The following is a 12,639-nucleotide window of genomic DNA, read 5'->3' on the forward strand; positions in this document are numbered from 1 at the left end:
AAACTCTTCATAGAGGATTTTTAGTGTATTTCTCGATATCGCCCGAGTTCTGTCACAGCTACTTTTCTACGCTTTCTTTGTTAGCTATTAGCGTAATATATCACTTACAATTTAAAGCCCTGAAGTATTAAAAAGTAAGAATGCTGTAGTTGATTATGATATAATGTTAGAAAATGTGCTTACATAAGGAGAGCTAGCTATTTTGAAAGAGAAGATATTCAAAATTGAAAATGCCGAGCAACAAGTTGGCTTACTAGGGGCCCAAGATAGTTTTTTAACACTATTAGAAGATGGTATTGGTGCTAAATTACATGCCTTTGGTGATGAAATTAAGGTAAATGGTCAAGATGATCAAGTTGATACGGCGTATGATATTTTGCGCCAATTAGCACACTTAATTAAGTCCGGTGTGAAGATTAATGCAACTGATGTCGTCAGCGCAATGAAGATGGCTGAACGTGGGACTTTGGAATATTTCCAAGACTTATATTCAGAAACATTGATTCGTGATGCTAAAGGGCGACCAGTTCGGGTGAAGAATTTTGGTCAACGCCAATATGTTCAAGCTATTCGTAATAATGATATTACATTTGGAATTGGACCAGCCGGAACGGGGAAAACCTATTTGGCAGTTGTAATGGCAGTTAGTGCATTAAAACGTGGCGATGTTGAACGTATTATTATCACTCGTCCGGCCGTAGAAGCAGGGGAATCACTTGGATTCTTACCAGGTGATTTAAAAGAAAAGGTTGATCCTTATTTACGGCCAATTTATGATGCACTACATGCCATTTTAGGTAAAGAGCATACTGAACGTTTAATGGATCGTGGTACGATTGAAATAGCACCATTAGCCTATATGCGTGGTCGAACGTTAGATAACGCCTTCATTATTTTAGATGAAGCGCAAAATACAACAACAATGCAAATGAAGATGTTTCTTACACGACTTGGTTTTGGTGCTAAGATGCTCGTCAATGGTGATATTTCACAAATTGACTTACCTAAAGGTGCTAAATCAGGTTTAAAGCAAGCCCAAGCAGTTTTACAAAATGTCCGCCGAATTGAATTTGTAGAGTTTGCCGCGGCTGATGTTGTCCGCCACCCTGTGGTTGGACTCATTATCAATGCTTATGATCAGTATGAAACAGAAAGTACAGGAAATAACTAATGGATTTAGCATTAATTGACAATACACAAGAACACGTTAGCGATGTACATCAAAAACTTGTCCATGATATTTTGATGTTTGCAGGCGATTACTTAAAATTACCAGCTGATACTGAAATGTCAGTAACTTTTATGAATAATGCTGAAATTCAAAAGTATAATCTTGAATATCGGGGAGTTGATAAACCAACTGATGTTATTAGTTTTGCTATTGAAGAAGAGGATGAAGATGAATTTGCGCTGATTATGGATGACGAAATGACAGCCGATTTAGGGCATAACATCGGTGATATTTTAATTTCGATGGATAAAGTTGCTGAACAAGCGACCTATTTAGGACATAGCTTTGAACGTGAACTGGGTTTTTTAGCGGTCCATGGTTTTTTACACCTTAATGGTTATGATCATATGGAAGCTGACGAGGAGCAAGAAATGTTTACCTTGCAAAAGGAGATTTTAGATGCATTTGGACTCACACGATAAGCAAACACCTACAGAGCAACTACAAATCAATAAAAACCAAAGTTTCCATCAATCAATTGGGCATGCCATTAGTGGGGTGTGGTTGGTTGTTAAAAAGGAACGCAATATGCGGTTTCATATTTTGGTAGCAGTAATTGTAATTGTAGTTGGTTTGTGGCTAGGAATTGGGCGCTCAGATTGGTTATGGATTGCAGTTGCAATTTTTTCAGTAATTACCGCCGAATTTTTAAACACGATTGTGGAGTCTATTGTTGATTTAGTAGTCGGAAAAAGTTATCATAGATTAGCTAAGACTGCTAAAGACGTTGCCGCGGCCAGTACATTAGTTGCTGCGTTGTTTGCGGTGGTTATTGGCTTAATAATTTTTGAACCATATATACGGTTTATATTGTCAAAACACTAGATGTCCGTCAGAGTACGGGGATGAGAGGGATAAATGAGCGGAAAAGAATTTAAATCAGGATTTGTAGCTATCGTGGGTCGACCTAATGTTGGTAAATCAACGTTACTTAATCACATAGTCGGTGAAAAAGTAGCTATTATGTCAAACAAAGCACAAACAACACGGAATAAGATCCAAGGAATTTACACTACAGATGACGAACAAATTGTCTTCATTGACACACCAGGAATTCACAAACCACATAATAGCTTAGGTGATTTCATGGTTAAATCAGCATTATCTGCTTTACATGAAGCTGATGCGATTTGGTTTGTTGTAAATGCAGATGAAGAACGTGGGCGTGGAGATGATTTCATAATTGAACGCTTAAAAGAAGTTTCGGGAACACCAATTTACTTAGTTATTAATAAAATTGACCTAGTGCATCCTAATGATTTACTCCCAATTATGGAAAGTTATCGTGAAGCCTTAGATTGGAATGAAATTTTCCCAATTTCTGCTCGTTCAGGTGCCAATGTGCCTGAATTGTTGACCACAGTAGCTAAAGAATTGAGTGCAGGTCCACAATATTTCCCAGCTGATCAAATTACTGATCACCCTGAACGGTTCGTGATTGGTGAATTAATTCGAGAAAAGATCTTACAGTTAACAAGCCAAGAAGTTCCCCATTCAGTCGCAGTTGTGATTGAAAAGATTGAACGTGAAACTGAACAAAAAGTTCAAATTCAGGCAACAATTGTTGTTGAGCGTCCAGGGCAAAAGAGTATTATTATCGGTAAACAAGGTGCAGTTATTAAGCAAGTTGGTATCCGAGCACGTAAAGATATTGAACGCTTGCTTGGTGATCGAGTTAACTTACAATTGTGGGTTAAGGTTGAAGACCGATGGCTAGATAAACCACAAGCATTACAGTCTTATGGTTATTCAGAAGAGGACTATTAATATTTAAAAGTTTCCACTTGACGATTGTTCAAGTGGATTTTTTTGTGACCTAAGAACAAAAAAGTTTAATAAAGTTAAATAACGTTGAATTTTACAAGAAAATTATATTTAAATTTGGAAAAAATTATTGATAAGTGTTGATATATAAATACTTTATCAAGTATAATAACTAAGTTTTTTAAATAAATAATATTGATAAGAAGAGAGCCTATGATTAAAATTTTTAGTGGTAACGATATCGAGAAAGTGATTAAGGAAATTGATGAATGGATGATTGCAAATAACGCTTCATTCTATGGTTCTAAAGCAATTCATAAGCGTGATTTACCAGATGGAAGTTTTGAATTTACAGTTAATGTTAAATTATAAAGTGTGCACCCAGTAATTTGAAAAATTAATCTAGTATAAAATAATGATAAAGTGTTCAAATAACGTTCTTCAGCGAATTTATATATATTAATTAATGAATTGTAAGACGAAATTAAAGTTTTTTTTCATAAATTGAGTTATCATTAGTATAGTACCCATGGGGGTTATTTGTGCATAGCTATACAATGATCAGGGTATATATTTTTATGATCTGCGAATTATTATTTTAAACAATATAAAACTCAATAAATACGTGCTTTGTATTATTGGTGTAAAATATTTGAAATATTACTGTTTAATTGATTTGATATAAATAATACGTAGACAAAGATAAAAAGATTCCGATATTAATTTATCAATGTTAAAGAGAGTACGTTGACTTTTAATCATTTTAAATAATATCGCGATCTAAACAAAAGAATTCATGGGGGAATTATAATGGATTGGTTTTTAAATTTAGATGCTGAAACACAATTATTTATCAAAAATTTCATGGTGTCATCTGGTTCACTAAAGCGGTTAGCTGAGATTTATGGGGTCAGTTATCCAACTGTTCGTTTACGATTAAATCAAGTAATCTACCGGATTCAAATGTTAGATGAGCAAAACACACCTTCATTTGAAGCTAAGGTGATGCATATGGTTGAGGATAATCGTTTAACCTTAGAAACAGCTAAGCAAATTATTGAAGATTACAAAGATGAGTTTGCTGATGTGAAATAACATCTTAAAAATAATGAATTTTAGGCAAAGAGTGTAACTACGCTCTTTGTTTTTTTGTTATGTTAAAGGATGAAAATACTATTTCGAGGATTTAAAGTTAAATGCTATACTTGAAAGCATATTATAAGAAGATAATATTGAGAGTAAAAAGGGGAAATAATAATGTATGTTGAGATTTAATAACGATAATCGCTATCAATGGCGAACATTTTGGTCTAGCCTATTAAGTATTTTAGTTTTTGCAGGTGGTACATTTGGGATTGTACTTTTGCAAGGCAAAACATTAATTTCAAATAGTGATGCGGTTAATCAGCATATTCAAGTTTTTGGTCAATTTCATGATTATTTAACGACTTTTATTCAGCATCCCAAGTTATTTGGTACGTGGGATTGGACATTGAGTAATGGTACGGATTGGTTTAATGCATTTAGTTATTACATATTGGGTGATCCATTAGCTTATTTCATGATTTTTTTTGATCAGCATCATACAATCTTAGGCTATCAACTAATTATTCTATTACGCTATATTTTAGCTGGTTTAGCTGTTGGATATTGTGCGACAAAATTTGGAATAACTCGACAATGGCTTGGCTTGGTCATTGTTAGTTATTTAGCTAGTATGTTTGGAATTTATGGGGTTACAAACCAATCATTATTTTTAAATGCATTTATTTATTTACCGTTATTAATTGTTGCTGTTGAACGTTTTTTTGCAAGTCGTCAATATCTAATGTTAGTGTTGCTAGTTGGCTTGTCTGTTGCGAGTAATTTTTATTGGGGATTAATACTAGCCGAAATGCTGGCTATTTATGCGGTTATCACGTATTTATATAATTATCGACAAAATAAATGGTGGCGTGATTGGTTGCCATTAGTTGTATATGTTGTCTTAGGGATTGCTTTAGCAAGTATTGTGTTAATTCCAACGGTTATTTATTTAACAGCCTCTCCGCGAAGTGGCTCTGGCATTGTCCAATTGGTTAGTTTATATCCAGTTGAATATTATTTAAAATTGTTAATGTTACCCTTTGGTGTTCAAGGGGTAATTGCACCTAGTTCGTTTTGGCTACAAGGATCTGCTGCTGCTATTAACACACTAGGCTTTTTTTGGATTATTGTTAACCGACGTGAAGCTAAGATGGCCTTTACTTGTCTATTGTTAATTGTTGGCTTATTAAGTTTACCGGCCGCAGCAGTTCTATTAACCGTTGGGAATACTCCAACTAATCGATGGATGTTTTGTTATTATTTAATGACGGCTTTTGCGGGGGTCAATCTATTAATGCGGCGTAATCAAATCACTTTAGAATCTAAGCGTCTATTAAGTGGAATGATTATTATAGCTTGGCTGGTTTATTTTGCGTTAACTAAAGTTGTGCAAGTAAATAATTGGCAAATATTAACGTATAGTTTAACGCTAGTACTATTAATACTCTATTTATGGTTATCTCCAAGTGTTAAATGGGTTTCGTCACTTATATTGCGATGGGCAATTATAGTTGGCATTACGGTGACCGTTTTGGGACAATTTAATGCCCGCCTTGGTCAGCGAGACGGTTTTAATTTATTAACTAAAGAACAAGTCAATGAATTAATTTATACGCCAACAACGTTTAATGACCAGTATAGTCGATTATTAAGTGCTCGCACAGAATATGCTAACGGTATTCAAACCCCAAATAAGCAAGCTTTTATTAATAGTTTCTTGACTCCAGCCCATGCAACTGGGTTGTATTTATCTACAGTATCGCCGGCTATGATTGATGTTAGTAATCAGTTAGCGATTGCAAGTGGCCGTACGGTAAATCCATTGCGAAACTTAGATAATCGTTTCTTACTGACAGAATATTTTGGAGCAACTCAATTGGTTGGTTCAGCAATGACAAAATTAGCAGGGTTACCTAATTTAAATAAACAAGCTACTAATAAGCAGCATGTTAATTTATACCAAAACCCATTAGCATTTCCAATTATGTGGACAGCTGTAGGAACATATAGTGATCAATATTATACGAACGCTAACCCTGTTGAAAAGGAAAGTCTTCTAGGTTCTGGAATGCTAGCAATACCAGAAAATAGTAAGCAACACCCTAATATTTCCCAATTAACCCAAGCTAAATATTTACGAGCACATATAGCACGTCGTTTGGATAAAAAGCAAGCCCTTAAACAAGCACCTGATAATACAGTTAGTGTTAAGGCTGATCGAATTACGTATACTAATAATAATCCGGGACAAAGTATGGTATTACAAATTAAGCCTAACTTACCACTTGGTGAAGTAGTATTATATTTGTCTAATATTAAATTTCAAGCATTTTCAGCTCGACAATTAAAGCAACAAGGCACTAAATTAACTGCTAGCATGACCCAACGTTTAATGCTTAATCGCCTTGACGGTTTTAATTTGAAGGTTCGTGGTGGGAATCGGGAAGTTAGCTTTAGTCAGGAATCAATAGCATCGGGTGCATTTTATCAATTACGTAAAGCGGGTGTTTTAAATTTTGGTATTACTAATCAGGTACCGCATAGTTTAACTTTTAATTTCGATCAGCCAGGTAAATACTCGTTTGATGTGCAAGTTTATTCACATGCCGTAAACAAACAGGTAATCGCAGGCTTAAAAACAGTCCAAAAACATGCTATCCAAGGAATTAAGTTAAATTATCATGGATTAAGTGGATATTATTCAGCTAGCCAAGCAACATGGTTAGGTTCAAATATTCCCTATTCAACCGGTTGGAAGGCAAAGATTAATGGTCAAAGTGTACCGGTTAAACGTATCAATGGTGGGTTTGTTGGTGTCAAAGTACCAGCAGGTGAACAAAGGAAAATAGTATTACAGTATCACACGCCAGGGTTGGGTATAGGAATCATTATTTCAAGCTGTGCTTGGTTGATTGTTTTAAGTATGCTGTTATTTCAACGGATAAGGACTAAAAAACAAAAGATAGATTAATTTACCAACTATTTACACTACCTAACTTGAAAGTTTGCTAAGATTAAATAAAAATATAATTGCAGTTTGAGCTAATATTGTGATATAGTTTATTTTATTGAAAAAAATTATAAAGGGAGTACGTATGTTACGAAAGATTATTCACCATCCGGAAGCTAGCGGTTTAGCAGTAATGGCTACGATGGTATTTTGCATGTCAAATTACAATTTAGTATGGCGCTATGGATTTGGAAATCATCATTTTCGACGTGAAATGGTGATCTACCCAGTTGCATTAATTTTGGTATTTTTAACCAAAAAGTTTATCTCAGCACCAATTGTTGCACATTTACATAAACGTTCACAATGGTTGGGTACACGACCACGTCACATTAGTTTTCCATTTTTAATCATCTCATTTAATACATTAATTGTAATTGCGGTGACAACATTGATGTTTAAAAACTATATGCCATCTCATTACTTATTTGATTATTTGCGAAACTGGATTCGAGCCTTTGTGGTTGCAATTCCAATTTTCTTTTTCGTCGTACGTCCATTAGTAACTCGTTTTATCAAATGGCTACAATCTAAAGTTGCAGCTCCAATGATTGAAGAAATCTAGGCTAACGATGATACAAAAAGTAAAATTTTAGAGTAATGTTATTTGGGACTGTGTGATAACTATTTGTTAGCAGTAATCTGTAGCTCAAATGTGTTTCAAAAGTCCAATATATTGTAAACATATACAAAATCCCAGGGAAAAATTCATTTTTCCTTGGGATTTTTGCTATTCTTTATAATTAAAGTGCTCAATATTTTAACAGCTTTTTGATATGGTTATTTTAGTAAGTATAGCACTGTAGCTTTACTTGACATTAAATTAGTTAAGGTTATAATTTGATATGTCGTTTAGATATATTGATACAAGGAGGGGGTATGTACGAGTTAATTATTTTAGGTATTCTGACTAGTGGTGACAAATCAGGTTACGCTTTACGCAATATTTTAGAAAATATTTTTACAACACGTCGCAAAATTTCAAGTGGTGTCTTGTATCCACGACTAGAAGAATTTACCCAATATGGTTGGATTAGTATGTATGAAGATCCAACTGATCCACGCTCAGCACGGTTTGCTCATTTAACGACTAGTGGCCAAGCGCATTTTTTGCAATTGATGGAACAACCAGTGGCCTATGATTCTAAGCGTGAAGAATTATTACATTTTAAATGTCGTTTCTTAGGTTCTGTTAATGTGTCAGTTCGGCAACAGATTTTAAAAGAATATCAAACATACTTAATGGCTGATATTGAGGCGTACGAAGCATTAGCGTTACATATGGGTGAACATATCAATCGTAATGATAAACAGCGTGAGAAGTATCATTATGTCTTAGCTAGTTCTGAATTGGACAAGACATTAGCCCAAACTAAATTAACTTGGGTTAAGCAACAATTATCAGTGCTTGAAGGAGAATAGCAATGGAAGAAAAACCATATCAAAAGTGGTTAGCCCTAGCGGCATTATCAATTGGAGTGTTCATGGGATTACTTGATGTAACAGTTGTTAATGTTGCATTGCCAACCATGCAAAAATCATTTAATGAACCATTTAATAATTTACAATGGGTTTTAAGCTCATATACAATTGTGTTTGCTGTTATGATTTTGATTATCTCAAAATTGGGTGATATGTTTGGACGTAAGAAGATTTTTTTGGGTAGTATTATTTTATTTATTATCGCTTCAGCAGCGAATGGGTTAGCACCGACTTTATTAGCACTTGATATTAGTCGAGCGGTTCAAGCTGTAGGTGGTGCGGGGATGATGTCTTTATCAATGGCGCTTGTTGCTTCTAACTTTGATGGTGCCAAACGTGGGATTGCCTTAGGAATTGTGGGTTCTGTGATTGGATTATCATCAGCTTCGGGGCCTTTAGTTGGTGGATTATTAGTTGAAAAATTTGGTTGGCAATCAATTTTTTATATTAACGTGCCAGTAGGAATCATAGCTGTAGTTATGACTTTTTTGTTTGTGAAAGAAACACCAAGCTATGGTAAGGACCAACGAATTGATATTTTAGGTATGTTATTATCAGCTGCTACTTTATTTTGTGCTATTTTTGGTTTGATTCAAAAAGAAGATAACGTGCATATGGCATGGACTAATCCAAAGATTGGTATGTGGCTATTAGCAGCGATTATTTTATTAGCTATCTTTATTTATGTTGAAATGAAAATAGCACATCCTATGATGAATTTACGAATGTTTAAACAACGTAACTTCATTGGAGCAGTGATTGTCGCGTTTGCGTTAGGAGCGGGGGTATATTCAATGAATACATTCATCACCATCTTAATGCAAAACTATATTGGTTGGTCAGCTTTTGATACTGGTATTCGCCAATTAGCAATTTCAGTTTGGTCATTAATATTAGGGCCAATTACAGGCCTATTAGGTCAAAAATATTCGCGAAAAGGGTTAGTTGCTGGTGGTTTAGTTTTAGTAGGTTTGGGATTTGTACTATTGATAAATGGTTTGTCATTAACGACAGGTTATCCACAAATTTTACCAATGATGATTTTAATGGGGATTGGGAATGCCATTGTTAATCCACTGTTAAACACAGTCGGCCTCGATGGAGTACCCTTACCTGAAATGGGGATGGCATCAGGACTATTAAATGTATTTCGGCAATTTGGAGTATCATTTGGGATTGTGATTCTTGGTTTGGTTCAAGCTAATACGTATGAGAATCAACTAGCTATTAAGTTAACCAATGTACCAATGCCCAAAACAATACTTAATCATTTGCATGCTGCATTGATTGATGCCGGACCATTTGGTGGGCATGCTATTGCCTTTAATCATCAATTAGGTCAAATACCTGGTGTGAAGCAATTGCAAGTGGCTGTAGTTGAGGCTTATAACCGGGGCTTAGCAACAACTTTGATGACCGGTACAATTATTGTTTTGTTAGGAGCATTAGGTGCTTTGATGTTATTAAAACGCAATGAACGTAACTAAAATTGAAATTTATAAATAAAATTAATGTCGATGAGCTAAACTAGCTTGTTGGCTATTTTTTTGCAGATATAAGGTTATTATAGTCAAGTGTAGGGTTAGCTTATTGAAACAATATCAAACATTACCATTGGGTTAAAAGCGACCGCATTACTTGCAAAAGGCCACTACGCTCGGTATCTTTAAGGAGATAGAAGTGCAAATAATAAATAAAAATCGTCACTAAATAAGTATTGAAATTATGTAAGGAGGATAATATGAAGGAAACAACGACTGCGCCGAATTTTGGTATTTTTTATAATGATACCGCTGGCAGTCAGATTGCGGCTAATCAAGCTCAAACAGTTAAATCACGGCTGATGGCAGTAGGATATACATGCCAGTTACTATCTGCAACAAGTGCTAAGTCTGCACGGACATTGTTGAAGCAACATTTAGAAGGATTCGATGGTTTAGTAGTGGTAGGAGGTGATGGAACACTTAACACGGCAATGACAGCAATGTTTGAGAGTGGTTGTTTTGTGCCGGTAGGGCTTATTCCAAGTGGCCGGGAAAATTTATTTGCTAAGCGGTGGCAAATTTCTAAAGATGTTGAAAAAGCGTGTCAAATAATTATTAGTGGTCGACTAAAAAAAATTAATGTAAGTGTCGTCAATCATCAATATGTATGTCACACAACTTTAACAATTGGAACCGATCCGTCAGCAACTTATCATGAGCTTGAACAAGAAACACCATTTCGTGGCTGGAAGCAACTACTATGGTGGTTAAAGTACTTAAAGAAATCACCAAAACTTAATTTGAATTATCAATTTGGCAGTGAAGATGGGCAGGCGATTGTGACACGTATTTTTAAAGTTAATCCATATGTCATTACTAAGGGACAAAAATATCGGCATAGCTGGCAACGTAATTTTACGATTCGCTACCTTAATAGCCAACCACTAATGCAAATGTGGGCCGTATCACGAATGATGTTGACTCACTCATTGTCTAATGGTATCAGCCATAAACAAGCACAAACGACTTTATCAATATCAACACAAAGTGATCCTGAGATTGTTCGAGTAATGCTTGATGGTAATTTGGGACCACAACTCCCACTAAAAATGGAAATTATTCGTGATATGTATGAAGTTTTCTTACCAAGTGGAAACTTTATCTGAGATATGTAAACAAAAAATAGTGTGCCAACAGATAACGAGTAGAACTAAAAAAAGAGACTGAATTTTTACAAATTCAGTCTCTTTTTCGTATTTTATGCAATTATTTACCGTTTTAATTACTATGTATAGGTCTTGTTGGAAATCTTTGGCTGTATATAATTTAAATACTTTAGTAAAGAGGAAATTAGCAACAAAGGCAGCAATGGCAGGAATCACAAACCAAGCAAGTAAACCAATAAGTGGATTAACGGTATGACTCATGAATATCTTATCAGCTGGATCCATTACGATAGATTGGATAGGGGAAACCATCCCAATCCAACCGAAACCGGCCGTCGTTGGGGTACCTTCAATGCCAAAAATTGCTACCGGCAAACTGGCAATCGCAGCACTTAACATAAATGCTAACATGGTAACTGGCTTTTTAAAGATTGATGGCATCATACCTTTCATGGCCCCCAAGAAAATCGCTACGGTTACCCCAGGTTTGTTAACCTTTAATGAATTGATGATAAGTACAATCGTGGTGGCAACGACTCCCATAGCAGCAGCTCCAGAACCAAGGCCAGCAAGGCCAATTGCAAGGGAAACTCCCACCGTTGAAACTGGAGTAATGATAATGACTGAGTAAGCCATCGCAATTAGCATTGCCATGGGTACTGGCGCCAATTTGGTAAATGTCTCAACGGCATTTCCAATCGCAGCGGTTACTTGGGCCACATAAGGGGCAATTTCAAGACCTACGAGGCCAACTAAACTACCAACTAAAATAGGGCTTAAAATGATGGCTACTGAACCAAAACCTTTGAGATATTTAGCAACTAACCAAGTCACAAAGACAGCAAGTCCAGCCACAATCATAGCGTTAATTACGTCCCCAGCACCATTAGCAACATATACCACTGATTTTGGTATCCAAGGAGTGTTGGTAATGGGATTAACAGCATGCGCACCAACCGCTGTCCATTTAATTGAACCAGAAGCAGCTGCAGTAGCAATGGCTACAACACCGGCATCAAGTGATTTCATTTTAAATTGCATTGCTACTGCCATCCCAATTAAAAATGGGATTAAAATAGTAAATAGATTTAAAATGGCACTTAAGTCTTGCCCAAATCCAGTTGTCATCAAGCCGGAATATTTTAAAATATATTTCATAACGGCGCTTGGAAGGACCCCAATTAAAATGCCTTGTGCAGATCCGGAAAGAACCTTAAAGAAAAAATCCTTGATGTGTAATTCTGTTGTGCCATCAAAAACTTGTGGCGCAATCTCTTCAGCTTTACGCGCATATTCTTCGTTACGAACCTCTTGTGATTCTTTACTGAACCATTTTTTGCCTTGTGCTTTAATCATATTCTCTTTTTCCTCTTAATGAAATTAATGCAGTTAATGATAACTCGCTGAACTAATACA

12 protein-coding genes are annotated in these 12,639 nt (G+C 35.5%); 11 read left to right on the forward strand and 1 reads right to left on the reverse strand.

What is annotated here, in order from left to right; all coding sequences use genetic code 11:
- The first annotated feature begins 202 nt into the window (after positions 1 to 202).
- From HF964_RS00465 to HF964_RS00515, 11 genes are all read left to right on the forward strand, one after another.
- Positions 203 to 1,171, forward strand: coding sequence for a PhoH family protein (locus HF964_RS00465; protein ID WP_210726969.1), 969 nt, complete (start codon positions 203 to 205; stop codon positions 1,169 to 1,171).
- The gene (gene ybeY, locus HF964_RS00470) at positions 1,171 to 1,653 is read left to right on the forward strand and encodes an rRNA maturation RNase YbeY (RefSeq protein WP_168721091.1); all 483 of its coding nucleotides are present in this window, start codon (positions 1,171 to 1,173) and stop codon (positions 1,651 to 1,653) included. The genes HF964_RS00465 and ybeY overlap by 1 nt, the downstream gene beginning before the upstream one ends.
- Positions 1,631 to 2,056 carry a diacylglycerol kinase family protein gene (locus HF964_RS00475; protein ID WP_168721092.1) on the forward strand — a complete coding sequence of 142 codons (426 nt, stop codon included), beginning with the start codon at positions 1,631 to 1,633 and terminating at the stop codon, positions 2,054 to 2,056. Before ybeY ends, HF964_RS00475 begins: the two co-directional genes overlap by 23 nt.
- A gap of 33 nt (positions 2,057 to 2,089) precedes the next feature.
- Positions 2,090 to 2,998, forward strand: coding sequence for a GTPase Era (gene era, locus HF964_RS00480; protein WP_168721093.1), 909 nt, complete (start codon positions 2,090 to 2,092; stop codon positions 2,996 to 2,998).
- A 210-nt stretch (positions 2,999 to 3,208) separates the two neighbouring features.
- Positions 3,209 to 3,367: a hypothetical protein gene (locus HF964_RS00485; RefSeq protein ID WP_168721094.1), complete on the forward strand. Its 159-nt coding sequence runs from the start codon at positions 3,209 to 3,211 to the stop codon at positions 3,365 to 3,367.
- Positions 3,368 to 3,805: 438 nt separating this feature from the next.
- Positions 3,806 to 4,090, forward strand: coding sequence for a DUF2089 family protein (locus HF964_RS00490; RefSeq protein WP_168721095.1), 285 nt, complete (start codon positions 3,806 to 3,808; stop codon positions 4,088 to 4,090).
- 166 nt (positions 4,091 to 4,256) lie between these two features.
- Positions 4,257 to 7,052 (forward strand): YfhO family protein, encoded by a 2,796-nt coding sequence (locus HF964_RS00495; protein WP_168721096.1) that lies wholly within the window; start codon positions 4,257 to 4,259, stop codon positions 7,050 to 7,052.
- 124 nt (positions 7,053 to 7,176) lie between these two features.
- Positions 7,177 to 7,656 carry a DUF2798 domain-containing protein gene (locus tag HF964_RS00500; protein ID WP_168721097.1) on the forward strand — a complete coding sequence of 160 codons (480 nt, stop codon included), beginning with the start codon at positions 7,177 to 7,179 and terminating at the stop codon, positions 7,654 to 7,656.
- A 314-nt stretch (positions 7,657 to 7,970) separates the two neighbouring features.
- Complete coding sequence (locus HF964_RS00505; RefSeq protein WP_168721098.1) at positions 7,971 to 8,513, forward strand: PadR family transcriptional regulator; 543 nt, start codon at positions 7,971 to 7,973, stop codon at positions 8,511 to 8,513.
- A 2-nt stretch (positions 8,514 to 8,515) separates the two neighbouring features.
- The gene (locus HF964_RS00510; RefSeq protein WP_168721099.1) at positions 8,516 to 10,060 is read left to right on the forward strand and encodes an MFS transporter; all 1,545 of its coding nucleotides are present in this window, start codon (positions 8,516 to 8,518) and stop codon (positions 10,058 to 10,060) included.
- A 254-nt stretch (positions 10,061 to 10,314) separates the two neighbouring features.
- Positions 10,315 to 11,223, forward strand: coding sequence for a diacylglycerol/lipid kinase family protein (locus tag HF964_RS00515; protein ID WP_168721100.1), 909 nt, complete (start codon positions 10,315 to 10,317; stop codon positions 11,221 to 11,223).
- On the opposite strand, the gene HF964_RS00520 is transcribed toward HF964_RS00515, so the two are convergent.
- Positions 11,200 to 12,579: a PTS sugar transporter subunit IIC gene (locus tag HF964_RS00520; protein WP_168721101.1), complete on the reverse strand. Its 1,380-nt coding sequence runs from the start codon at positions 12,577 to 12,579 to the stop codon at positions 11,200 to 11,202. The two genes, HF964_RS00515 and HF964_RS00520, sit on opposite strands and share 24 nt — an antisense overlap.
- Between the last annotated feature and the right edge of the window lie 60 nt (positions 12,580 to 12,639).

The organism is Periweissella fabalis (genome assembly GCF_012396505.1).
GTDB lineage: Bacteria > Bacillota > Bacilli > Lactobacillales > Lactobacillaceae > Periweissella > Periweissella fabalis.